Genomic DNA, 20,914 nt, shown 5'->3' on the forward strand with positions numbered 1-20,914 from the left:
AGGTCAGACGTCGCGGAGATGACGGCCGGCCGTTTCTTTCAGGAACAGCAGCGACACGACGACCGAAATGCCGGTGAAAATCACGGCGTACCACAGGCCCTCAAAGATATTCCCCGTGATCGCGACGAGCGCAAAGCTTGTGACGGGAAGGAAGCCGCCGACCCAGCCAGTGCCGACGTGATAGGGGAATGACATGGCGGTGTAGCGGATGCGCGTCGGAAACATCTCGACCAGGGCCGCTGCTTGAGGACCGTAGACGGCGGTTGCGGCCACGACGAACAAGAGCAACACGATGATCAGGAGCGTGATGTTGGCATCCTCCGCAGCGGCAGCCTTCGGGTAACCTGCTGCTTCCAGCTCTTTGCCGATCGTCGCCGCGGTCGTCGCTTTCAGCGCCTTTAGTTCGGCGCCGCCCAGACCTTCACCCGACGGAATCGCGATTCCCTCCGTCCCAACGATTACCTGGGTCTGGCCGCTTGAGGATGGCCTGGTCTGGAAAGAGATGCCCTTCGTCACGAGGGCGCTCTTGGCGATATCGCAAGGACTGACGAACTTTGCGGTTCCCAGCGGATCGAACTGGACGGAGCAGGTCTTCGGATCCGTCTCGACGACGACGGGCGTGTTTACCTGCGCCTCTATCAGCGCGGGATTCGCGGCGCGCGCCATCCAATGCGAGCCTGGGAAATACAGGACGAGCGCAAGGAGCATGCCGCCGACCATCACCGGCTTGCGGCCAATGCGATCGCTCAGCCAGCCGAAGTAGACGTAGAGCGGTGCGCTGACGACCGTCATCACGATCAGCAGCAGGTCCTTGGTCTCTGCGGACAGGCCTAGCGACTTCTCGAGGAACACCTGCAGGTAGAAAAAGGTGAAATACCAGACAGCGCCCTGAGCGCACATGATGCCGAAGAAGGCGATCAGCACCTGTCGCAGGTTCTTCCATTTGCCGAACGCTTCGCGCAGCGGCTTGTGGGCCACATCGCCTTCCTCCTGGATCCTGGCGAATTCCGGGCTTTCGGAAAGCTTGGCCCGCATCCAGACGGAGATTGCGAGCAGGACCGCCGAAACCAGGAACGGAATACGCCAGCCCCAGGCCATGAAGGCATCCTCGCCGACTGCCTGGCGCGTTGCGACGATGACCATGAGCGCTGCCAGCAGGCCGAACGACGCAGATGACTGGATCCAGCCAGTAGACGCGCCTCGCTTCAGCCGCGGCGCATGCTCGGCGACGTAGATCGCCGCGCCGCCATATTCCCCGCCCAGCGCGATGCCCTGAAGGATGCGCAGAAAGATGAGCAGCGCCGGTCCGAGCGCACCGACCTGCGCATAAGTCGGCAGCAAGCCGATCAGGAAGGTCGCGCCGCCCATCAGGCTGACGGTGACAAGGAATGCTCCCTTGCGGCCGAGCTTGTCGCCGACGACGCCGAAGATGAGTGCGCCGAGCGGGCGGAATGCAAAGCCGGCGGCGAAGAGCGCGAGCGCGGCGATCAGTGCCGGCGTTGGCTCCAGGCTCGCGAAGAACACCTTGGAGATGACCGGCGCTAGGCTCCCGAAGATGAAGAAATCGTACCATTCGAAGGCCGTACCGGCCGACGAGGCGATGACGACCCGTGCCATCGACCAGGGCTTGCGATTCTCATGTTCTGCAACCGACGCCATTTGTCACCTCTCCCCAGAGGGAGGGATAGCAAAGCGGCTGCCTCAGTCTAGCTTGCGGATCGTTCCGGTGACGCTGCCGAACTTCATTCCGAACTTGCGGGCGTCGACTGAGTTCGAAAGCGTCCTTCCGTCAGGCTGCAGCTTCATCGTCTGAACGATCTTGATGCCGCCCTTCATCGTGTAGCGAACAGTCGCAGTGTCGCCGTCGACGACAATGTCGACCGGCGTCGTTGCGTCGGTGAGCGTGCCGGTGAAATGGTTGGGCGCCGCCTGCCGCATGATCCACTTGCGCTGGCGCACCGGCTTGTCGCCTTCATGCACCGTGTCGATCAGCACGAAGTCGCCGCGATCTCCTTTCCCGCCGACGCTGTCCACGATCAGCGGCGTTGGGCCATGGAGCGCGGTCTTCAGCACATTGTCGGCGTGGGTCCGGCCGGTGAAGAAGGCCATCATGTCGAAGTTGCGCGCTTCGGCGGAAGCGGAGACTGCAGCCAGCGCAGCGAACGCAACCAACTGCTTCATTGGCGTCCCGCCAGAAGCGCGTCCACGACGCTGGGATCCGCCAAGGTCGATGTGTCGCCAAAGCCGGACGTCTCCCCCTCCGCGATCTTGCGCAGGATCCGGCGCATGATCTTGCCCGAGCGCGTCTTGGGCAACGCCGGCGTGAAATGAATTTTATCGGGAGCGGCGAGGGCGCCGATGTCGTGACGCACTTCCTGGATCAACTCCCTGCGCAGTTCGTCACTGCCTTCGTCGCCGGCGTTCAACGTGACGTAGGCGTAAATCGCCTGACCCTTGATATCGTGCGGATATCCGACGACTGCCGCCTCTGCGACCTTCGCGTGCGAGACCAGGGAACTTTCGACCTCGGCGCTGCCGACGCGATGACCGGAGACGTTGATCACATCGTCGACGCGGCCCGTAATCCAGTAATAGCCGTCCTCATCGCGACGGCAGCCGTCGCCGGTGAAATATTTGCCGCGGTAGGTGCTGAAATACGTCTCGAAGAAACGCTTGTGGTCGCCCCAGACCGTGCGCATCTGGCCGGGCCATGATGACGTCAGGCACAGATTGCCGCTGATCGCGCCTTCCAGCACCTTGCCCTCAGGGTCGACCAGTTCGGCATGGATGCCCGGCAGCGGCTTGGTTGCCGATCCGGGCTTGGCCTCTATCGCTCCGGGGATGGGCGAGATCATCGCGCCTCCCGTTTCTGTCTGCCACCAGGTGTCGACGATCGGGCAGCGGCCGTCGCCGACCACGCGCCAGTACCACTCCCACGCGTCAGGATTGATCGGCTCACCAACGGTACCGAGCAACCGGAGAGATTTGCGCGAATGGCGCGTGACCCATTCGTCCCCTTCGCGCTCGAGTGCGCGGATCGCGGTCGGCGCGGTGTAGAAGATCGTGACACCGAGCCGGTCTACGGTTTCCCAGAAGCGCCCGAAATCGGGGTAATTCGGCACCCCGTCGAACATTACGCTCGTCGCGCGCATCATCAGGGGCCCGTAGACGACATAGGTGTGGCCGGTGATCCAACCGATATCGGCGGTGCACCAGAAGACGTCGTTGGGGCGGTAATCGAAGATCCAGTCGAAGGTCGTCGCAGCCCAGGTTGCATAGCCGCCAGTCGTGTGAACGACGCCCTTCGGCTTCCCGGTCGATCCGGAAGTGTAGAGAATGAACAGCGGATCTTCCGCGTTCATGATCTCTGGCTCGCACTCGGTCGACAGGCCGCTTCGCGAATAACGGATGTCCCGGCCTTCTTTCATCGGCACTTCGGCACCGGTGCGGGTCACGACGATAACCGTGGGAACGTCGCGCTCGAGAAGAGCCTCGTCGACATTGCGCTTGAGGGAAATGCGCTTGCCGCCGCGCACGCCCTCGTCGGCAGTGATGACCGCACAGGCGTCGCAATCCGCTATCCGTCCGGCGAGGCTCTCGGGCGAGAAGCCGCCGAACACCACCGAATGAACCGCGCCGATGCGCGCGCAGGCGAGCATGGCCGCCGCCGCCTCGGGGATCATCGGCATGTAGATCATGACGCGGTCCCCGCGCTTGATCCCATGCTGCTTTAGCAGGTTCGCAAAGCGGCAAGTCTCTTCGTACAGCTCTCGGTAGGTCCAGCGATGGCCGTGGCCCGGCTCGTCCGCCTCGAAAATGATCGCGGTGCGGTCGCCATGCTCGGCGAGATGCCGGTCGAGGCAGTTCACCGACACGTTGAGCTGGCCGTCGGCGAACCATTCGATGTGGAAATTGTCTTCGTCATAGGCCCAGTCGCCGGCCTTGGTGGGGAACTTGTTCCACGTCAGCCGGCGTGCCTGGTCGAGCCAGAAGCGGTCCGGATCGGCCCGGGCAAGGTCGTTGAGCTCCTCGAGCTCGCGCGGGCCGATGCGCGCGTTGAAGGTCTCGGGGATCGGGTAGATCGCCTCCGTCATAGACCTCGGCTCATGTCGATCACGAAGCGATACCGCACGTCGTTCTTCAACAGCCGCTCATAGGCGTCATTCACCTGGCTCATCTCGATGTGCTCGACGTCGGGATAGATGCCCTCCGCCGCGCAGAAATCGAGCATCTCCTGGGTCTCCGGAATGCCGCCGATCGCAGAGCCGCCGACGGCCCGGTTCCACCAGATGAGGTTCGATCCCTTGAACCCAGGCATCTGCATCAGCGCGCCGACGATCACCATCCGTCCCGAGCGTCCGAGCAACTGCAAGTAGCCGTCGATCTCATGGCTCACCGGAATGGTATTGAGGATGAAGTCGAACCGCGTTGCGGCGGCCGCCATCTGCTCAGGATCGGTCGAGATGATCACGTCATGGGCGCCTAGTTCGCGGGCGTCCTGGCCCTTGCTCGGGGTCGTTGTGATCATCGTGACATGTGCGCCCATGGCGGCAGCCAGCTTCACGCCCATGTGGCCGAGGCCGCCGAGACCGACGACCGCGACCTTGCTGGTCGGCCCAACATTATACTGACGCAGCGGCGAGTAGGTCGTGATGCCGGCGCACAACAGGGGCGCTACCCGGCTGACGTCCATGCCGTCCGGTACCTTCAGGACGAAGTGATCGCGCACGACGATATGGTCGGTGTAGCCGCCCTTGGTGATCGTATGATCATGATAGTCGGCGCTGTTGTAGGTCTGGACGCAGCCCTTGCGGCAGAAGACTTCCCAGCCTTCCAGGCACTGGTCGCACTCCATGCAGCTGTCGACCATGCAGCCAACCGCAACGGTGTCGCCGACGCGGTGGCGAGTGACCTCATCGCCAACGGCGGTGACGGTCCCGACGATCTCGTGGCCGGGGATCACCGGATAGATCGTGCCTTCCCAGTCGTTGCGGGCAGTGTGCAGATCGCTGTGGCAGATGCCGGCGTAGGTGATTTGGATCGCGACATCGTTGGGCCGGAGCGCTCGCCGCTCGAACTCCATCGGGCGAAGCGGCTGATCGGGCGCGTCGGTGCCCCAACCTTTCGCGATCGTCGGTCCGCTCGCGGTTTCCGAAGTGGTCGAGGGTTCTATCGTCGTCGCCATGAGTCTCTCCTATCGAGCTCGTTCAAGCACACGCTGGGCCTGCACAAGGTGAGGCCGATCCACCATTTTGCCGCCTACTGACAGCACGCCTGCGGTGGGCTGTGCCTCGAAGGCGGCGACGATTTCCTCCGCGTGGGCGATGTCGTCTGCGGACGGCGTGAAAGCCGCATTGATGACCGACACCTGCGCGGGATGGATTGCGAGCTTGCCGGTAAAGCCTTCGCGCCGAGCCGCTTCCGCTTCGGCGCGCAGACCCTCCTCATCGCGGAAGTCGGCGAACACGCCGTCAACCGGCTGAACGCCGGCCGCAATGGCTCCCGCAAGACAGAGCGAGCGCGCCATCTTGTAGGTAAAGCTGAGTTCGCCGTCGGCGTCGTACTTGGAAGAGGCGCCCATCGCCGCCGAAAGGTCCTCCGCACCCCAGCTCATCGCAACGAGAGGCGATTGCGGATCGCGATAGGAGAGTAGGCCGAACAGGCTCGCTGGCGTCTCGGTAACGATGGCATGAATCGGGATGTTGCCAGTCCGATGCGACAACTGAACAACATCCGCGCCACTTTCGGACTTGGGCAAAACGATGCCGTGGATATCGGCGATGCCGATCAGCTCAAGATCGTCGCGCAGGAATTCGCTGGTGAGCGGATTGATGCGCACCCACCATTGCGGACCGCCTGAGCGCTTCAACAGCGACTTCAAGACGTCACGCGCCACTGGCTTCATCTGCGGAGCGACGCTGTCTTCTAGGTCGAAGATAATCGCATCAGCGTCGCTATCGAGCGCCTTGGTGATCTTCCGCTCGCTGTCGGCCGGGACGAACAGCCAGGAGCGGGGCTCGCTCATTCAGGCTTCTTCAGGAGAAGGGCCGTGCGCGTGCATTCGCAGACCAGTTCGCCGCGCTGGTTGAAGCTGCGATGCGCCCAGGTGACTAGGCCGGCGTTGGGGCGCGACTTGCTCTCGCGGACCGCAGTGCATTCGGACTCGCTGCGCAACGTGTCGCCGATAAAGACCGGGTTGGGGAACACGAGCTTGTCGTACCCGAGGTTCGCGACCAGCGTGCCGAGCGTGGTGTCGTGGACGCTGACACCCACCATCAGGCTGAAGGTGAAGCAGGAGTTTACGAGCCGGTGGCCGAACTCGGTTTGCTTTGCCGCCTCCCGGTCAAGGTGAAGCGGCTGCGGATTGTGGGTGAGGGTCGTGATGAGGAGATTGTCGGCCTCGGTCACGGTGCGCGTGATCTCGTGGACGACCTTGTCGCCTACTTGCCACTCGTCGAAATAACGCCCGGCCATCGCTGCTCCCTATTGAGCGAGCAGCAGTTCGGCAACGGCTTCGGTGATCGCCGCGCCGTCCAGACGATATGCTGCGTAGAGATCGGCGAGGTTGCCGGTCTGGCCGAACTTCTCGACGCCGAGCGGTGCGACGCGTTGGCCGAGCACGCCGCCTAGCCATGAAAGCGAGGCCGGTGCAGCGTCGACGAGGGTGACGAGGCCGGCAGTTGGTGGAAGCGCTGAGAGCAACTGCTCAATGTGACTCGGATTGCGCTCGCCCTTCCAGCGAGCTGCCTGCGCGGCGGTCCAGCCGCGATGGAGCAAGTCCGGCGATGTGACGGCGAGCAAGCCGAGACCCGGAATGTCTTCGTTAAGCTCCTCCCACGCGGCGATCGCTTCGGGCATCACGGCGCCCATGGCGACAATTGCCGCTTCCGCATTCGGGCCGGGTTCGCGGAGCCAGTAAGCGCCCTTCAACGCGCCTTCTCGCCAGGCGTCGTCAGGACGTTCGACCTGCTCGATGCTGCGCGTGGACAGGCGCAAATAGGTGCTCTCGCCGTTCGGATCGTCGATGAGGCGGAACGCTTCTTCCATCATCGCAGCTAGCTCGTCTGCGAACGCCGGCTCGTAATGCCGCAGGTTCGGCTGGCCGAGCGCGATGAGAGGCGGGTTGATCGACTGGTGCGCACCGCCTTCGGGACCAAGCGTGATGCCGCTCGGCGTCGCGACGAGCAGAAAGCGCGCGTCCTGGTAGCAAGCGTAGTTCAGCGCATCGAGGCCGCGCGCGATGAAGGGGTCGTAGAGCGTGCCGATCGGGAACAACCGCTCACCGAAGAGATCGCCGGACAGGCCTGCCGCGGCTAGCATGAGGAAGAGGTTGTGTTCGGCGATGCCAAGTTCGATGTGCTGGCCTTTGTTGTTGCCGCTCCACTTTTGCGCAGATGCAATCTTTGCCTGAGCGAACACATCGACCGTGTCACTCCGCCGGAACAGCCCGCGCTGGTTCACGAAGGCGCCGAGGTTGGTCGAGACGGTGACGTCGGGTGAGGTCGTGACGATCCGGTCAGCCAGATCGCCGCCGGCCTTCGAAAGCTCGAGCAGGATGCGGCCGAACGCGGCCTGCGTCGACTGCTCCTCTCCGGCAGGTGCGGGGATCGCGGGAATGGTGACCTTGCCGAAGCTCCGCGCGCGCTTGTCGCGCATGACGCGGGCGCGCTCGAGCACGGCCTCGACGCCGGTTCGCGCATTATCGCCGACGCCTTCCAGCGGCTCCCACTCATGTCCTTCTCGAACGCCCATGGCGTCGCGCAAGGCGGCGAGCTGCGTCGGGTTCATGAGGCCGGCGTGATTGTCCTTGTGGCCGGCGAACGGCAGGCCGTAGCCCTTGATCGTCCACGCGATGAACAATGTTGGGACATCGTCCTGCGCTGCTGCGAACGCCTCGACCAGCGACTCCATGCAATGGCCGCCAAGGTCGCTGAACAAGGCGGCGAGCGCCGCGTCGTCATATTCCTTCAGAAGGGGCGCAGCGGCCTTGCCTAATTCGGCGGTGATCCGATTGCGCCACGCGCCGCCCCCCTGATAGTGCAGTGCCGACAGATCGGCATTGGGCAGCTGCTCGAACCAGGCTTTGAGCTTGGGATGCTTTTCGAGTGCCGCCGCGAGCTTCTTGCCGTAACGCAACTCCATAACGCGCCAGCCGCAGCTGCGGAAAATCTCATCGAAACGCTCGAACATGCGGTCGGCGCTCGTCGCGTCCAGGCTTTGGCGGTTGTAGTCGACAATCCACCAGAGGTTGCGGACGTCGTGTTTGTAGCCCTCGATCAGGGCCTCATAGATGTTGCCCTCGTCCAGCTCCGCATCGCCCATGAGCGCAACGAAACGGCCGCGGTCGGTTTCGTCCATCCAACCATGGGCCGTGACGTAGTCCTGGATTAAGCTGGCGAAGAGCGTGATCGCGACACCCAGACCAACCGAGCCTGTCGAGAAGTCGACGGGGATCTGGTCCTTGGTACGGCTGGGGTAGCTTTGCGCACCGCCGAAGCCGCGGAAATTCTCCAACGCCTCGCGGCTCTGCGAGCCCAGCAGATAGTGGATCGCGTGGAGCACCGGGCCCGCATGCGGCTTCACTGCCACCCGGTCGTTCGGCCCGAGCGCATTGAAGTAGAGGGCGGCCATGATCGCCGACATCGACGCACTCGATGCCTGGTGGCCGCCGACTTTGATCCCGTCGCCGTTGGGCCGGATGTGGTTGGCATAGTGGATGGTCCAGGCGGACAGCCAGCGCAGCCGCTCGTCGAGGATCTTCAGCGCTTCAATGTCGGTCGTGACAGGCTTCAACATGAAGCCGCACTAGCGGGTTCGAACGGCGGCGAAAATCCTATGCCGCGGCAGCTTTGTCCTGCTCCGCATCGAAGCGGGCCTGCGCGGCATGGATCTGCTCGACATTCTCGGTGGCCCAGGTCGCCAGCCCGCAAATCGGCTTCTGCAGAGATTTGCCCAGTTCAGTAAGCTCATAGTCCACGCGTGGCGGGATGGTCGGCGTTACAGTGCGGCTGACCAGTCCATCACGCTCCAGATTGCGCAAGGTGAGCGTCAGCATCCGCTGCGATACGCTCGGGATCTCGCGCCGCAGTTCGTTGAAGCGCTTCGAACCGTCGCCGAGCGTCTGCACGACGAGCACCGTCCACTTGTCGCCGATGCGAGAGAGCAGGGTGCTGATGGTCTGGCAGACGGGGTTGCTGGGGTCTTTCATAGTCTCAGTCACCTCCATGTTCCCACCGCACAAATTTGTTCGTCCAACACAAAAAAGTGCGTTCTTGCGGGCGATTCTTCGGTGGTTATTTAGGGTGCCTCGGTAACGAATCCATACTTAGGAGGCAATAGTGACCATCCTTCATCTCGACGCCAGCATCAATGGCGAGAACAGTGCCAGCCGGACTCTTTCAAACTCGATCGTCGACCAGCTGAAGTCCGCCCAGTGGGGCGAGGAAGTTGTCTATCGCGATCTGGCCGCGAACCCGCTGCCGCATCTGACGCTCGATGCGTTCGCGGATACCAGCGTGCTCGACGAGTTCCTTGCGGCCGATACCGTCGTGATCGGCGCGCCGATGTACAACTTTACGCTCCCCACCCAGCTCAAGGCCTGGATCGACCGCATCGTCATTGCCGGAAAGACTTTCCAGTACGGCGCGAACGGTCCCGAGGGTCTAGCAACTGGCAAGCGAGTCATCATCGCGCTCGCTCGCGGCGGTTTCTACAATGAGGGCTCGCCCGCCGCAGCGCTCGAGCATCTGGAAACCTACCTGCGTGGCGTCTTCAACTTCATCGGTATCGAGCCGGAATTTGTCGTAGCCGACGGCCTCGCGATCGGCCCCGAGCAGCGCGAAGCCTCGCTGAGTCAGGCACTCGGAGAGACCGTCCGCCTCGCGGCCTAAGCAGCTGGCGGCGTTCTATTGCCTCGCTCCCTAAGCGCCGCCATCCAGAGCCCCGGCCTTCGCAATGCCCCCTCTGAGCGAAGGCCGGGGCTCTTCATTACAAATGAGAACGGCACGGCTGTTCGCGCGTTGAACTCGCGTGAAAGGAGCAATCATGGCCGAACTCAGCGAAGCCCAGCGCGACAAGCTCGATGAAGACCAGTTCGCATTCCCGAAAGAGCGCAAGGAGCCGCTCAACAACGCCAGCCACGTGCGCAACGCGATTGCGCGCTTCGACCAGGTCGAGGGTGTGTCTGACGCGGAGCGCGACGAGGCGTGGAGCCGCATCAAGAAGGCAGCCAAGAAACATGGCGTCGAGGTCAACGAGAAGAGCTGGCACGAGCTCGGCAAAAAGAGCTGAGCGACCTCATTGTTGACTCCAATAATCACGGGGCGCAGCTAGCCGCGTCCCGCGTGCGTCGGCTGCGCGCCTCCAGTCTGCGTCACCAGGCCGGCATCGCGCCAGGAGGCCGATATGGACCGCAAATATATCGATTGCCGCGACTATCCGAGCGAGTCGGGTTGCACCGTCGCCATCTCGGCCGACAACGCGGAAGAGGTGGTCGAAGCCGCCGCGCAGCACGCCGCAAGGGTCCATGGGCATCAGGACACGCCGGAACTTCGGGATCAACTGCGGCAAATGGTGAAAGAGGGCGCACCTGCCTGACCGAGGTGTGCTGATCGACCGGCGCACGCTGCTGGCGGCGGGCGCGGCTATGGCTGTTGCACCTTCGCACTCATTCGCCGCTCAAGCCGTCCGCCCAAAGGCCCGCAACATCGTCATGGTCCATGGCCTATTCGCGGATGGGACGTGTTGGTCCGAGGTGATCAGCCGCCTGCAGCCCGCGGGCTTCAACGTGACGTCCGTGCAGAATCCGCTGACGACGCTTCCTGACGCCGTCGCAGAGGCGACGAAAGTACTAAACCGGCAGGACGGTCCGACCGTGTTCGTCGGCCATTCCTTCTCCGGCATGATCCTCACCGAAGCAGGCGTGCATCCCAATGTGTCAGCACTGGTCTATGTTGCCGCCCGGGCGCCCGATGCTGGCGAGGATTACACGGCGCTCGCCGCCAAATATCCGGCGCCGCCAGCCTCGGCCGGAATCGTCTACGACGGCGATGAAGGTCGGCTAACGGAAGAGGCGTTTCTCCGTGATTTCGCGGGCGACATCCCGCCCGCGAAGGCGAGGGTGCTCTACGCGGTCCAGCAGCCGTTCCACAAAGCCCTGCTCACGGGAAAGACGACCAATGCGGCGTGGAGGTTGAAGCCTAGCTTCTATGCCGTCTCGACTGAGGATCGCACGATCAATCCGGATCTGGAGCGCTTCATGGCGAAGCGCATGAACGCGAAGACCATCGAGCTGAAGTCGAGCCATCTGTCGCTCATTTCGCATCCAGACGAAATCACCAGGCTGATCATCGAAGCCGCCGCCTAGGTCCGGGTTGTCAGCGCCGCGTTCAAGCCGCTAGGCGAGGTTCATGGTGGCGTGGCGTTGATGCGGGGCCGGTGAGCAGCTCCGACGACGATCTCCTGCGATTCATCGCAGCGAGCTTTCCCTCGGTGTGGGCACTCGAAGTGCTGCTCGCGCTAAAGAGCGAGCGACGCCTTTGGGCACCCCAAGAACTGGTGGGGACCCTTCGCGCCAGCGAGTTGGTGGTGACCAAGGCGCTCGATGCACTTGCGGCGGCTGGCCTTGCGTCGCTTGAGGGCGATGGCGCTGCCTATTTGCCGGTCAATCGTGACGTCGAAGAATGTGTCGATCGCGTCGAGCAGATGTATCGCTCTCGCCCGAACAAGGTTCGCCGTGCCATTGTCGCCGCAAGCAGCAGCAGTGCAACGGCGTTCGCCGATGCGTTCAGGTTACGGGGGAAGTCGGATGAGTGAAGTCTTTCCGGCTGTCGTCTACGTGCTTTGCTTCCTGACCAGCGCCGCCTGTGCGTGGTTGCTCGGACGAAGCTACCGCGCCAACCGAACCCGCCTGCTGCTGTGGAGCAGCATCTGCTTCGGCTTCCTCGCCGCGAACAATCTGGTTTTGGTCCTGGACTTGGTCGTGTGGCCGGACGACATCGATCTGCGCCTTGCACGCCTGGGATTGGCCCTCGCTGCAGTGGTATCGCTTATCTGGGGGTTCGTATGGGACGTCGGGGAGGAATGACGCGATGACGCTCTACGACTTCTTGTCGGGCGCAGTGGCCATGGGCTTCTTCGTCTGCGGCTTGTTCTTCATCAACTTCTGGCGGCGGACGCATGACGGCCTGTTCCTCGCCTTCGCACTGGCGTTCGCGCTGCTTGGAAGCGGCCAGACGATCCTCTCGCTAGCGAACATTCCGACTGAAGAGCGCGGACCGGTCTATCTCATCCGGCTTGCCGCATTCGCTCTGATCCTCTTCGCGATCCTCCGGAAGAATCGCGGCGCAAAAGCCTGATTGTCAGGCGCGCTTCAGGCCGGCGATCAGAATGTCGACCATTCGCGCTGCGGCGACGTGCCAGTCGGGGCCGGCGCCAGCCATGGCTACTCCGGTCAGTGCGCGCAGCAGATCGAGCGGGTCGATGTCGCCGGCTGCAATGTCGCCATTCTCAACCGCCCGATCGATCAGCAACGTGACCGACGAGCTGAGCATGTCGCCTGAAGCGGCAGTGAGCCGAGATGTATCGCCGACCATCGACTTGAACGCCTCGACCAGGATCAACTTGGTCGAAAGATAGTCGACGAACAGGAGCAGCCAGGTGCGCAATGCCTCAAGCGGCGGATGCTGGTCGGCTAGCTGCCGCGCTGCTTCGCCCAGCTTGGCAGCTTCGTTGCTGTAGACATCGGCGATCAACACGTCGCGGGTGGGGAAGTGGCGGTAGAGCGTGCCAATCCCGACGCCCGCGGATCGTGCGATTTCCTCCAGGCTGACCGATGTGCCGCTTTCACTGAACGCTGCGCGCGCTGCTTCGAGCAGGCGCTGGCGGTTACGCTCAGCGTCGGCACGAGGCTTGCGGGCAGGGGCGGAATCGGCAGCCAAAAAAAGTCTCTTGAAAAACGGAGGAACCCTCCGTATTTAAGCGGAGGCGTCCTCCAGTTTAGTGATTCGGTCGTCCGTCCGCAACCCCCAGCGGCGGCGAAGAGGCCGCTTTTTGCCCTCTCCCCAGGAGACATGACATGACTGCATTCGGAGCGAAATCCACTACTGAAGACGTTCTCACCGGCGTCGACCTGACCGGCAAGCGCGCGCTTGTGACCGGCGTATCTGCCGGGCTCGGAGTCGAGACGGCGCGTGCGCTCAAGGCTCACGGCGCGGAAGTCGTCGGCACCGCGCGAGACTTGGCAAAGGCGGAGCGTGCGCTTCGCGAAGCCGGAGCCTGGCCGATCGATCTGGTCGAAGTCGACCTTGCGAACCTCAAGAGCGTCCGCGCCGGCGCCGACCAGATCGTTGCGGACGGCCGCCCGTTCGACCTGGTGATCGCCAACGCCGGCGTGATGGCGACGCCGCTAGAGCATACTGTTGACGGCTTTGAGCGCCAGTTCGGCACCAACCATCTGGGCCACTTCGTGCTGGTCAATCGCATTGCCCCGCTGATCCGCGAAGGCGGGCGGCTGGTGAACCTGGCGTCGTCCGGGCACCGCTTCTCGGACGTCAACCTTGATGACCCCAACTTCGAGCGGACGCCCTACGAGCCCTTCGCCGCCTATGGCCGTTCCAAGACGGCGAATATCCTGTTCGCTGTCGAGTTCGACCGTCGTCACAAGAACCGCGGCGTGCGAGCGGTGGCAGTCCATCCGGGCGGCATCCAGACCGAGCTCGGCCGATACATGGACCAGGGCGAGATCGAGAGGCTGCTCAAGTCGGCAGGGCTCGATATCGCGACGTTCGAGTGGAAGACGATTCCGCAGGGTGCGGCCACCTCGATTTGGGCCGGCGTGGTGGCCGACGTTGACGAGGTAGGTGGCCGCTACTGCGAGAATTGCCACGTTACGACAAACATCACTGAAGCCGAGATCAGTGCCGTGTCGGAGGGCGTGCGTCCCTACGCGCTCGATCCCGAGCGCGCGAAGGCGCTCTGGGCCAAGAGCGAAGAAATGGTCGGCGAGCGGTTCGAAGAGCCGGTCGCCAAGATCGAGGAAGTGATCGCGCTGTAAACCGCGATCTGGTCCCGGCGCCGCTCGCCCCCTCCGATGCGGCGCCGGGACTTTTGGCTACTAGGCCGAGAGCAGCCTCAACGGGTTCTCGATGTAGCCCTTGAGGGTCTGCATGAAGCTGGCGGCGTCCCAGCCGTCCACCACGCGATGATCGCAGCTGAGCGAGAGGTTCATGCGCTTGCGGACCTCGATCTCCCCGTCGATCACGACGACCTTCTCTTCGACCTTGTTGACCGCGATGATCGCGACTTCGGGCCGGTTGATGACCGGTGTCGAGGTGACTCCGCCCATCGGGCCGAGGCTCGACAGCGTGATGCTTGAACCGCTGAGCTCTTCGCGCGTCGCCTTGCCGGAACGGGCCGCTTCAGCAAGACGGGTGATCTCCCGAGCGAGGTCCCAGACGCTCAAATTCTGAGCGTTGCGAATGACGGGAACCATCAGCCCATTCGGAGTCTGCGTCGCCATGCCGAGATTGAGGGCACCGAACCGCGTAATGACGTTGGCGTCGTCGTCGTAATTGGCGTTGAGCATCGGCCATTCGGGCAGCGCGCGCGCCATTGCGGTGATCAGGAAAGGCAGCAAAGTCAGCTTCGGGTTCGAGCCGCGATCGCGATTCATCATCGCACGCGTGTCCTCCAGATCGGTGACGTCGAACTCCTCGACCAAGGTGAAGTGCGGGATGCGGCGCTTCGCCTCCTGCATATTCTCCGCAATCTTGCGGCGCAGGCCGACCACCTTGATCGTCTCGTCCTTGCGCGGAGCGGCGGCGCCGCGCGTTGAGACGCTCCCGCCATTGTAGAGAAGGTAAGCGTCGAGATCCGAGTGGCGGATGCGATCCGATGTCGTCTTCACTTCGGCAAGGTCGATGCCCAGGTCACGCGCACGCGCGCGGACCGCCGGAGATGCGAGGACGTGCGCCGATGAAGGCTCCTTCTTCGCAACTTCCGGTTCGACGCGCGGGGCGGGCGCAGCCGGCGGTGGCGTAGGCTCTTCGATGGCGACGACGGGGATTTCCTTCGCCTGCTCGGGCGTCGCTTCCACCGCGCCGTCGGCGAGCGGACGCTCTTCCTTGCTGTCCTCGACCGGCTGCGCAACGCGATCCGCGCCTTCGGTTTCAATTACCGCGAGGACGGAGCCGATCGGCACCTGGTCACCGACTTCACCGGCAAGCTCGAGCACCTTGCCCGCGACCGGTGATTCCATTTCGACCGTCGCTTTGTCGGTCATCATGTCGGCGATCTGCTGGTCCTCGGCGATCGTGTCGCCGACCTTCACGTGCCAGGCGACGATCTCCGCCTCGGCAATGCCTTCGCCGATGTCCGGCAGCTTGAATTCGTATCGAGCCATCAGTCAGCCATCACTTTTTCGAGGGCGCGCTTCATGCGCTTCGGGCCCGGGAAATAGGCCCATTCATATGCGTGCGGATAAGGCGTGTCCCAACCGGTCACGCGCTCAACCGGCGCTTCGAGATGATAGAAGCAGCGCTCCTGGACGAGCGCGGCTAGCTCAGCAGCGAAGCCGCTGGTGCGCGGCGCCTCCTGAGCGATCAGGCAGCGACCCGTCTTCTCCACCGACTTCTCGATCGTCTCGATGTCCAGTGGCACGAGCGTGCGAAGGTCGATGACCTCGGCGTCGAGGCCCTGATCTTCCACTGCGGCTTGCGCGACGTGGACCATCGTACCGTAGGCTAGAACGGTCACCGCTCCACCTTCGCGAACGATCGCAGCCTTGCCGAGCGGCACCGTGTAATGCCCCTCGGGCACTTCGCTAGCGGGATGCTTGGACCAGGGCTTCACCGGCCGATCGTGGTGACCGTCGAACGGCCCGTTGTAGATGCGCTTCGGCTCGAAGAAGATCACTGGATCAGGATCCTCTACTGCCGCGATCAGTAGCCCCTTCGCATCGTAAGGCGTCGAGGGAACGACGACCTTCAGGCCAGCAATGTGAGTGAACAGCGATTCCGGCGACTGGCTATGTGTCTGTCCGCCGAAGATTCCGCCCCCATACGGTGTGCGGATGACCATCGGCATCGTCCATTCGCCGCCCGTCCGGTAGCGCATCTTCGCGACTTCGCTGACGATCTGGTCGTAACCCGGATAGATGTAGTCGGCGAACTGGACCTCTATCAGCGGCTTCAAGCCGTAGGCCGCCATACCAACCGCGGCGGCCACGATGCCCCCCTCGCTGATCGGCGCGTCGAACACGCGCGTCTTGCCGAATTCTTTCTGCAGGCCTTCGGTGACGCGGAACACGCCGCCGAAATAGCCCGCATCCTCGCCGAACACGACGACATCGTCGTCGTTGCGCATCGTCACCTTGTGGGCGTCGTTCAGCGCCTGAATCATGTTCATCGTCGGCATCAGTCGCGGCCCTCGCTCAGCGCCTGCTCACGCTGTTCGGCAATGTGCCACGGCACGTCCGCGTAAACGTCTTCGAACATGGTCTCGACGCCATCCTTGCCCTGCTCGGGAAGGATGCCGAGCTTTTCGGCTTCCTTCTGCGCAGCGCGGACGGCAGCGTCCGCGTCAGCAGTCATCGCCGCATGCCGTTCCTCGTCCCATTCGCCGAGCGCAAGCAGGTGCGCCTTCAAGCGCTCGATCGGGTCCCCGAGCGGCCAGAGCTTCGCCTCGTTGGTTGGACGGTAGCCGGACGGGTCGTCGGACGTGGAGTGTCCTTCAGCGCGATACGTGAAGAACTCGATGAGCGTCGGTCCCGAATTTGTGCGTGCACGCTCCGCGGCCCACTTTACCGCTGCGTAGACAGCGAGCGCGTCATTTCCGTCGACGCGGAGGCCCGCGATTCCATAACCCACCGCGCGCTGCGCAAAGGTCGCGCGCTCCGCGCCGGCAATGCCGGAGAAGCTCGAGATCGCCCACTGGTTGTTCACCACGGCGAGGACGACCGGAACGTTGTAGACAGCGGCAAACGTCAGCGCCGAATGGAAGTCGCCTTCCGCGGTTGCGCCGTCGCCGATCCATCCCATCGCGATCCGGCTGTCGCCCTTGATCGCTGCGCCCATCGCCCAACCGACGGCCTGCGGAAACTGCGTACCGAGGTTGCCGGAAATCGAGAAGAAGCCGTACGCCTTGTCCGAATACATGATCGGCAACTGCCGACCCTTCAGCTTGTCGCCTTTGTTCGAATAGATCTGGCACATCATTTCCGTCAGCGAATAGCCGCGCGCAACGAGCAGCCCCTGCTGACGATAGGTCGGGAAGTGCATGTCCTCGCGGTCGAGCGCTGTCTGCGCAGCGATCGCGATCGCCTCCTCGCCGGTGCACTTCATGTAGAAGCTGGTCTTACCCTGGCGCTGGGCGCGGTACATGCGGTCGTCGAAGATGCGCACCGTTACCATGTCGCGCAGCATCTTCCGCAGTGTTTCGGGGTCCAGCTTCGGGTCCCACGGACCGACTGCCTTGTTGTCCTCGCCAAGCACGCGGACGAGATGCGTCGTTAGCGGATGCGTCTCCGCTGCCTTTGCGGCGACGTCGGGGCGCGGAGCGCTTCCCGCAGCAGGAACCTGCAGCGATGAGAAGTCGGGTGTGTCGCCCGGACGGAACGGCGGTTCCGGTACGTGCAGCGCGAGCTTCGGCGCGTTGCGGCGAAGTGATGGGTCCTTGTCACTCATGTGTGGGCGAGCGCTTAGTCTTGACTCGCGCACGCGGCAACTCTCGATGACAAGTATACTTTACACCTCCCCTGAATCGCGCGCTTCGTTGACCAGCAAAGGCGCTGGAGAGTAGGGCGCGCGCATGGCTGAGAACCAAACCGACACACCGCCCGACCGTCTCTCGCTCGATCCGCGCAGCGACTTCTACGACGAGGCGCTCCTCAGCCGCGGCGTCGGCATCAAGTTCAACGGTTCGGAAAAGACCAACGTCATCGAATATTCGGTGTCAGAGGGCTGGATTCGCGTTGCGGCCGGCCGCAGCCTGGATCGCTACGGACGGCCGATGACGCTGAAGCTCAACGGCAAGGTCGAGCCTTATTATGAGGACGTCGGTCAAACAGACGGCGAAGAAGCCGCGTCCGAGTCATAGGACCCGTCGGCGCGACGCCGCTCGCGCCACTTGTTGAACGCCCATCCGCCAAGCGCGACCGCAGCAAGCGTCGGCACACTGCGCCGCGCCAGAGCTGCGGCACCAAAGCCCAGTAGCGCGCCCTTGGCGCCCGAATGACGGCCGGCGATCTTCTCACCCAGGAACGCGCCCGCAAGCTTACCCAACATCGCTGATTCTCCTCGTTCGAAGTCTTTTCGGTTCGACGCGCCGGGGCTGGCGAATGTTCCCAAACAGGCTTGGCGAATTCCGCCAAGTCTTGGTTGGTGAAATCTCCCAAACAACCTGACCTGAAGGCATTTTTGGCAGTTTTCCGGGATTGGCACACCCCTTGAATAGTATCTCGCATCGGTGATCCGGCAAACCGGACATCGCCAAAAGGGAGATTAGAAATGTCGTCGCAGTCGCCACTCACTCGCACGCTGGTCGCCATCGTCGCGGCGCTTGCCATGAGCACAGTAGCCATCGGCGCAGCGGTCGGTCCGGCCCAGGCGAACGCCAACCCTGTAAAGGTCACCATCAATGCCTGAACTCGAAGTTCTTGAAGCCCACGTTCCGGTCCGCACCCCTCGCCTGATCGAGGTCGAGGCCGAACCCAAGAGCGAGCGGTTTGCCCCGGTCGCGGCATGGTTCAGCGGTCCCGTGTTCAGCCGCGCTCGTGACATCTTCGCGGCGAACATGACGGAGCTTCTCGACCGGTCCGAAGACCCGGCGAAGATGATCCGCATGATCATCCTCGAGATGGAAGAGACCTTGGTCGAGGTTCGGGCTTCGGCGGCGCGCTCGATAGCCGACATCAAGGAGATGCGGCGGGCGCTCGGAAGGCTCGACCAGATCCAGGATGACTGGACTGCCAAGGCCGAGCTGGCGCTTTCCAAGGACCGCGAGGACCTGGCGAAGGCGGCGCTGATTGAGAAGCAGAAGGCGGCCGACATGGCCGAGGACCTGCGCGCCGAGGCCGACCAGATCGAGCAGGTTCTGCGCGGATATGAAGCCGATATCGGCAAGCTTCAGGCGAAGCTCCGCGAAGCCCGCGCCCGCCAGAACGCCATTGCGGCACGGTTCGAAAGCGCCGTGACCAGGGCCAAGGCGCGCGAGGTAATGAACGGCAGCCGGACGCAGGACGCGTTCTCGAAGTTCGAACTGCTGGAGCGCCGCGCTGACTTTGCTGAAGGCCGCGCTGAAGCGCTCGGGATCAGCAGCCTCGAAGACGAAATTCACGAGCTCAAGGCCGCCGAAGCGGTCGACCGCGAGCTCGAAGCGATGAAGGCCGCGCTCAAAGCGCGGGTTCAGTAAGAAAGGGTAGGGGAATGATGGCCCGCAAGATTTATCCATATTCGCTCGACACACGGGACGCGAAGATTGCAGGCGTCTGCTCAACGCTCGGGAACATGATCGGAATCGATCCGACCTTCGTTCGCATCGGCGTTGTCGCGGCCGCGATCTTCATCAGCTTCAAGCTTACGCTGATCGCTTACGCCGCCGTCGGGATCTACCTGACGATCCAGAAGAAGAAGTCGATGACCGGAGACAGGCGCATGAGCGACTTCGACCGAATGGACGAGACCGTCCGCCGCAAGCCCACGGTGCACGCGATGCGCACCGAGCTGGACGAGACCGACCGCCGGCTGATGGCGATCGATCATCACATCAACACTCAGAATGACGACCTGGCGCGCGAGATCGAAGCGCTCCGGCAGGAGGAGAAGTGATGGATCCGCTGACGATTGGAGTGCTGTCGGCGAGCGTGATCGCCGGACTTGGCGGGGCTAGCGTGGCCGGCCTCAGGGCCTGGAACGGCTGGCTCGAGTTCAAGAAGATGGAGCTGGCACAGGCTTCAGGGGACCGGACATTGCCCCCGGCAGGAGGCCGGATCGAGATGGCGGATCTCAAGGAACGGGTCCGCAAGCTTGAAGCCATCGCTGCCGGTATCGATATTTAGTTCAGAGTTCCCCGCGCCTCGTCAGAAACTCCCCAGTAGACGAGGCCAGCAGAGGCGGTCCGGATCCCTTCCCGGACCGCCTCTCTTTATTTTTGTCCGGCTAGAGGATCGCGATGAGCATCCAGGAGCCGATCGCGACGAAAAGCAGGGCGGCGAGGATCCGCACCAGCTTCATCGGCACTCGCTTGATGAGCTCATTGCCGAGCAGCACCGCAGGGACGTTGGCGATCATCATCCCCAGCGTCGTGCCTGCGGTCACGGCGACAACGTCGTGAAACTTGGCGCCAAGTGCGACGGTGGCCAGCTGAGTCTTGTCACCCATCTCGACGAAAAAGAACGAGACCAGCGTCACGATGAACGCGCTCCCCTTCCGCTTCGGCTCTTCGTCCTCGTCGAACTTATCTGGAACCAGCGTCCAAAGACCCATCGCGATGAAGGACAAAGCGATCAAGATCCGGAACCAGCTGGCCTGAAGGAACGCCGCCGCTTCGGAGCCTACGAAGGCAGCCAGCGCATGGTTGGCCATCGTTGCGCAAAAAATGCCGGCGATGATGGGCAGCGGCCGTTTGAACCGCGTAGCAAGAACAATCGCCAGCAATTGCGTCTTGTCGCCAATCTCGGCGAGCGCGACGAGCAAGGTCGAAGTAAGAAAGGCTTCCATCGGAATTCCGCAGCCGGGCGGCAACAGCCAAGACACCACGCCTCCCGCCCGGCTGGAGCGGAAGCGAAGTGTCATTGGTCTCGCCCGGACGGAAATCTCCGCACCGCCCGCACCATGACCTCTCGGCCAAGTATGTTGACGCAGGCGCCCGGCTCGACGAGCCGGCTGGCTACTCCCCAGATGACGGGCGCCGCGTAGTC

General features: G+C 63.1%; 27 protein-coding genes and 1 riboswitch. Of the genes, 13 read left to right on the forward strand and 14 right to left on the reverse strand.

What is annotated here, in order from left to right; translation table 11 throughout:
- Positions 1–3: 3 nt before the first annotated feature.
- Genes AC4GYV_RS01115 through AC4GYV_RS01150 form a run of 8 tightly spaced genes read right to left on the reverse strand, consistent with a single transcriptional unit; the run spans position 4 to position 9,208 of the window.
- Entirely contained in the window at positions 4–1,659 is a 1,656-nt protein-coding gene (locus AC4GYV_RS01115; protein WP_491098822.1) for an MFS transporter, read from the reverse strand.
- A 42-nt stretch (positions 1,660–1,701) separates the two neighbouring features.
- Positions 1,702–2,181 (reverse strand): DUF3833 family protein, encoded by a 480-nt coding sequence (locus AC4GYV_RS01120; protein WP_491098823.1) that lies wholly within the window; start codon positions 2,179–2,181, stop codon positions 1,702–1,704.
- Positions 2,178–4,094, reverse strand: a complete 1,917-nt coding sequence (gene acs / locus AC4GYV_RS01125; protein ID WP_491098824.1) for an acetate--CoA ligase — start codon at positions 4,092–4,094, stop codon at positions 2,178–2,180. The genes AC4GYV_RS01120 and acs overlap by 4 nt, the downstream gene beginning before the upstream one ends.
- Positions 4,091–5,185 carry an NAD(P)-dependent alcohol dehydrogenase gene (locus tag AC4GYV_RS01130; protein ID WP_491098825.1) on the reverse strand — a complete coding sequence of 365 codons (1,095 nt, stop codon included), beginning with the start codon at positions 5,183–5,185 and terminating at the stop codon, positions 4,091–4,093. The genes acs and AC4GYV_RS01130 overlap by 4 nt, the downstream gene beginning before the upstream one ends.
- Before the next feature lie 9 nt (positions 5,186–5,194).
- Positions 5,195–6,025 carry an HpcH/HpaI aldolase/citrate lyase family protein gene (locus tag AC4GYV_RS01135; RefSeq protein ID WP_491098826.1) on the reverse strand — a complete coding sequence of 277 codons (831 nt, stop codon included), beginning with the start codon at positions 6,023–6,025 and terminating at the stop codon, positions 5,195–5,197.
- The gene (locus tag AC4GYV_RS01140) at positions 6,022–6,474 is read right to left on the reverse strand and encodes a MaoC family dehydratase (protein WP_491098828.1); all 453 of its coding nucleotides are present in this window, start codon (positions 6,472–6,474) and stop codon (positions 6,022–6,024) included. The genes AC4GYV_RS01135 and AC4GYV_RS01140 overlap by 4 nt, the downstream gene beginning before the upstream one ends.
- Before the next feature lie 9 nt (positions 6,475–6,483).
- Positions 6,484–8,796 (reverse strand): thiamine pyrophosphate-binding protein, encoded by a 2,313-nt coding sequence (locus tag AC4GYV_RS01145; protein ID WP_491098829.1) that lies wholly within the window; start codon positions 8,794–8,796, stop codon positions 6,484–6,486.
- Positions 8,797–8,833: 37 nt separating this feature from the next.
- The gene (locus AC4GYV_RS01150) at positions 8,834–9,208 is read right to left on the reverse strand and encodes a winged helix-turn-helix transcriptional regulator (protein ID WP_491098831.1); all 375 of its coding nucleotides are present in this window, start codon (positions 9,206–9,208) and stop codon (positions 8,834–8,836) included.
- Positions 9,209–9,338: 130 nt separating this feature from the next.
- Here AC4GYV_RS01150 and AC4GYV_RS01155 point away from each other — a divergent pair, with 130 nt between their 5' ends.
- The 7 genes from AC4GYV_RS01155 (at position 9,339) to AC4GYV_RS01185 (ending at position 12,356) form a co-directional block, all read left to right on the forward strand.
- Entirely contained in the window at positions 9,339–9,890 is a 552-nt protein-coding gene (locus tag AC4GYV_RS01155) for an FMN-dependent NADH-azoreductase (RefSeq protein ID WP_491098833.1), read from the forward strand.
- A 154-nt stretch (positions 9,891–10,044) separates the two neighbouring features.
- Entirely contained in the window at positions 10,045–10,290 is a 246-nt protein-coding gene (locus AC4GYV_RS01160; RefSeq protein WP_491098834.1) for a DUF6582 domain-containing protein, read from the forward strand.
- Positions 10,291–10,404: 114 nt separating this feature from the next.
- Positions 10,405–10,596: a DUF1059 domain-containing protein gene (locus AC4GYV_RS01165; protein ID WP_491098835.1), complete on the forward strand. Its 192-nt coding sequence runs from the start codon at positions 10,405–10,407 to the stop codon at positions 10,594–10,596.
- 7 nt (positions 10,597–10,603) lie between these two features.
- Positions 10,604–11,365, forward strand: coding sequence for an alpha/beta fold hydrolase (locus tag AC4GYV_RS01170; protein WP_491098836.1), 762 nt, complete (start codon positions 10,604–10,606; stop codon positions 11,363–11,365).
- A gap of 71 nt (positions 11,366–11,436) precedes the next feature.
- Complete coding sequence (locus AC4GYV_RS01175) at positions 11,437–11,814, forward strand: hypothetical protein (protein ID WP_491098837.1); 378 nt, start codon at positions 11,437–11,439, stop codon at positions 11,812–11,814.
- On the forward strand, positions 11,807–12,085 hold the full coding sequence (locus tag AC4GYV_RS01180; protein ID WP_491098838.1) for a DUF5985 family protein: 279 nt from the start codon (positions 11,807–11,809) through the stop codon (positions 12,083–12,085). Before AC4GYV_RS01175 ends, AC4GYV_RS01180 begins: the two co-directional genes overlap by 8 nt.
- Before the next feature lie 4 nt (positions 12,086–12,089).
- The gene (locus AC4GYV_RS01185) at positions 12,090–12,356 is read left to right on the forward strand and encodes a DUF5985 family protein (RefSeq protein WP_491098839.1); all 267 of its coding nucleotides are present in this window, start codon (positions 12,090–12,092) and stop codon (positions 12,354–12,356) included.
- A 3-nt stretch (positions 12,357–12,359) separates the two neighbouring features.
- On the opposite strand, the gene AC4GYV_RS01190 is transcribed toward AC4GYV_RS01185, so the two are convergent.
- Positions 12,360–12,938: a TetR/AcrR family transcriptional regulator gene (locus AC4GYV_RS01190; RefSeq protein ID WP_491098840.1), complete on the reverse strand. Its 579-nt coding sequence runs from the start codon at positions 12,936–12,938 to the stop codon at positions 12,360–12,362.
- Between the two features lie 137 nt (positions 12,939–13,075).
- Here AC4GYV_RS01190 and AC4GYV_RS01195 point away from each other — a divergent pair, with 137 nt between their 5' ends.
- A complete protein-coding gene (locus AC4GYV_RS01195) occupies positions 13,076–14,053 on the forward strand; it encodes an SDR family NAD(P)-dependent oxidoreductase (protein ID WP_491098841.1) in 978 nt (325 codons plus the stop codon).
- 60 nt (positions 14,054–14,113) lie between these two features.
- Here AC4GYV_RS01195 and AC4GYV_RS01200 read toward each other — a convergent pair whose 3' ends face one another.
- From AC4GYV_RS01200 to AC4GYV_RS01210, 3 genes are read right to left on the reverse strand one after another with little or no spacing between them, the layout of a single operon-like run.
- Positions 14,114–15,400 carry a dihydrolipoamide acetyltransferase family protein gene (locus AC4GYV_RS01200; protein WP_491098842.1) on the reverse strand — a complete coding sequence of 429 codons (1,287 nt, stop codon included), beginning with the start codon at positions 15,398–15,400 and terminating at the stop codon, positions 14,114–14,116.
- A complete protein-coding gene (locus AC4GYV_RS01205) occupies positions 15,400–16,404 on the reverse strand; it encodes an alpha-ketoacid dehydrogenase subunit beta (protein WP_491100354.1) in 1,005 nt (334 codons plus the stop codon). The genes AC4GYV_RS01200 and AC4GYV_RS01205 overlap by 1 nt, the downstream gene beginning before the upstream one ends.
- Positions 16,405–16,412: 8 nt before the next feature.
- Positions 16,413–17,681 (reverse strand): 3-methyl-2-oxobutanoate dehydrogenase (2-methylpropanoyl-transferring) subunit alpha, encoded by a 1,269-nt coding sequence (locus AC4GYV_RS01210; protein ID WP_491098843.1) that lies wholly within the window; start codon positions 17,679–17,681, stop codon positions 16,413–16,415.
- A gap of 124 nt (positions 17,682–17,805) precedes the next feature.
- On the opposite strand from AC4GYV_RS01210, the gene AC4GYV_RS01215 reads away from it, so the two are divergent.
- Positions 17,806–18,093, forward strand: a complete 288-nt coding sequence (locus AC4GYV_RS01215; protein WP_491098845.1) for a DUF3297 family protein — start codon at positions 17,806–17,808, stop codon at positions 18,091–18,093.
- Here the strand turns inward: AC4GYV_RS01215 and AC4GYV_RS01220 are convergent.
- Entirely contained in the window at positions 18,057–18,281 is a 225-nt protein-coding gene (locus tag AC4GYV_RS01220; protein WP_491098847.1) for a hypothetical protein, read from the reverse strand. The genes AC4GYV_RS01215 and AC4GYV_RS01220 overlap by 37 nt on opposite strands.
- A gap of 222 nt (positions 18,282–18,503) precedes the next feature.
- Here AC4GYV_RS01220 and AC4GYV_RS01225 point away from each other — a divergent pair, with 222 nt between their 5' ends.
- The 4 genes from AC4GYV_RS01225 to AC4GYV_RS01240 are packed head-to-tail and all read left to right on the forward strand — an operon-like array spanning position 18,504 to position 20,053.
- A complete protein-coding gene (locus tag AC4GYV_RS01225; RefSeq protein WP_491098849.1) occupies positions 18,504–18,641 on the forward strand; it encodes a hypothetical protein in 138 nt (45 codons plus the stop codon).
- Positions 18,634–19,407: a PspA/IM30 family protein gene (locus AC4GYV_RS01230; RefSeq protein WP_491098850.1), complete on the forward strand. Its 774-nt coding sequence runs from the start codon at positions 18,634–18,636 to the stop codon at positions 19,405–19,407. The genes AC4GYV_RS01225 and AC4GYV_RS01230 overlap by 8 nt, the downstream gene beginning before the upstream one ends.
- A gap of 17 nt (positions 19,408–19,424) precedes the next feature.
- The gene (locus AC4GYV_RS01235) at positions 19,425–19,823 is read left to right on the forward strand and encodes a PspC domain-containing protein (RefSeq protein ID WP_491098851.1); all 399 of its coding nucleotides are present in this window, start codon (positions 19,425–19,427) and stop codon (positions 19,821–19,823) included.
- Positions 19,820–20,053: a hypothetical protein gene (locus AC4GYV_RS01240; RefSeq protein ID WP_491098853.1), complete on the forward strand. Its 234-nt coding sequence runs from the start codon at positions 19,820–19,822 to the stop codon at positions 20,051–20,053. The genes AC4GYV_RS01235 and AC4GYV_RS01240 overlap by 4 nt, the downstream gene beginning before the upstream one ends.
- Positions 20,054–20,153: 100 nt before the next feature.
- Here AC4GYV_RS01240 and AC4GYV_RS01245 read toward each other — a convergent pair whose 3' ends face one another.
- On the reverse strand, positions 20,154–20,714 hold the full coding sequence (locus AC4GYV_RS01245; RefSeq protein WP_491100355.1) for a TMEM165/GDT1 family protein: 561 nt from the start codon (positions 20,712–20,714) through the stop codon (positions 20,154–20,156).
- Positions 20,715–20,717: 3 nt separating this feature from the next.
- A riboswitch (yybP-ykoY riboswitch) is annotated at positions 20,718–20,905 on the reverse strand.
- Between the last annotated feature and the right edge of the window lie 9 nt (positions 20,906–20,914).

Source organism: Sphingomonas sp. SP4 (assembly GCF_058313375.1).

Excerpts from the sequence above, each read along its gene's own strand:
- AC4GYV_RS01140 (WP_491098828.1), bottom strand. The coding sequence starts at position 6,474 with ATGGCCGGGCGTTATTTCGACGAGTGGCAAGTAGGCGACAAGGTCGTC.
- AC4GYV_RS01205 (WP_491100354.1), bottom strand. The coding sequence starts at position 16,404 with ATGAACATGATTCAGGCGCTGAACGACGCCCACAAGGTGACGATGCGC.
- AC4GYV_RS01200 (WP_491098842.1), bottom strand. The coding sequence starts at position 15,400 with ATGGCTCGATACGAATTCAAGCTGCCGGACATCGGCGAAGGCATTGCC.
- AC4GYV_RS01135 (WP_491098826.1), bottom strand. The coding sequence starts at position 6,025 with ATGAGCGAGCCCCGCTCCTGGCTGTTCGTCCCGGCCGACAGCGAGCGG.
- AC4GYV_RS01225 (WP_491098849.1), top strand. The coding sequence starts at position 18,504 with ATGTCGTCGCAGTCGCCACTCACTCGCACGCTGGTCGCCATCGTCGCG.
- AC4GYV_RS01220 (WP_491098847.1), bottom strand. The coding sequence starts at position 18,281 with ATGTTGGGTAAGCTTGCGGGCGCGTTCCTGGGTGAGAAGATCGCCGGC.
- AC4GYV_RS01210 (WP_491098843.1), bottom strand. The coding sequence starts at position 17,681 with ATGAGTGACAAGGACCCATCACTTCGCCGCAACGCGCCGAAGCTCGCG.
- AC4GYV_RS01115 (WP_491098822.1), bottom strand. The coding sequence starts at position 1,659 with ATGGCGTCGGTTGCAGAACATGAGAATCGCAAGCCCTGGTCGATGGCA.
- AC4GYV_RS01195 (WP_491098841.1), top strand. The coding sequence starts at position 13,076 with ATGACTGCATTCGGAGCGAAATCCACTACTGAAGACGTTCTCACCGGC.
- AC4GYV_RS01180 (WP_491098838.1), top strand. The coding sequence starts at position 11,807 with ATGAGTGAAGTCTTTCCGGCTGTCGTCTACGTGCTTTGCTTCCTGACC.
- AC4GYV_RS01215 (WP_491098845.1), top strand. The coding sequence starts at position 17,806 with ATGGCTGAGAACCAAACCGACACACCGCCCGACCGTCTCTCGCTCGAT.
- AC4GYV_RS01165 (WP_491098835.1), top strand. The coding sequence starts at position 10,405 with ATGGACCGCAAATATATCGATTGCCGCGACTATCCGAGCGAGTCGGGT.
- acs (WP_491098824.1), bottom strand. The coding sequence starts at position 4,094 with ATGACGGAGGCGATCTACCCGATCCCCGAGACCTTCAACGCGCGCATC.
- AC4GYV_RS01245 (WP_491100355.1), bottom strand. The coding sequence starts at position 20,714 with ATGGAAGCCTTTCTTACTTCGACCTTGCTCGTCGCGCTCGCCGAGATT.
- AC4GYV_RS01145 (WP_491098829.1), bottom strand. The coding sequence starts at position 8,796 with ATGTTGAAGCCTGTCACGACCGACATTGAAGCGCTGAAGATCCTCGAC.
- AC4GYV_RS01130 (WP_491098825.1), bottom strand. The coding sequence starts at position 5,185 with ATGGCGACGACGATAGAACCCTCGACCACTTCGGAAACCGCGAGCGGA.
- AC4GYV_RS01150 (WP_491098831.1), bottom strand. The coding sequence starts at position 9,208 with ATGAAAGACCCCAGCAACCCCGTCTGCCAGACCATCAGCACCCTGCTC.
- AC4GYV_RS01235 (WP_491098851.1), top strand. The coding sequence starts at position 19,425 with ATGGCCCGCAAGATTTATCCATATTCGCTCGACACACGGGACGCGAAG.
- AC4GYV_RS01230 (WP_491098850.1), top strand. The coding sequence starts at position 18,634 with ATGCCTGAACTCGAAGTTCTTGAAGCCCACGTTCCGGTCCGCACCCCT.
- AC4GYV_RS01120 (WP_491098823.1), bottom strand. The coding sequence starts at position 2,181 with ATGAAGCAGTTGGTTGCGTTCGCTGCGCTGGCTGCAGTCTCCGCTTCC.
- AC4GYV_RS01185 (WP_491098839.1), top strand. The coding sequence starts at position 12,090 with ATGACGCTCTACGACTTCTTGTCGGGCGCAGTGGCCATGGGCTTCTTC.
- AC4GYV_RS01160 (WP_491098834.1), top strand. The coding sequence starts at position 10,045 with ATGGCCGAACTCAGCGAAGCCCAGCGCGACAAGCTCGATGAAGACCAG.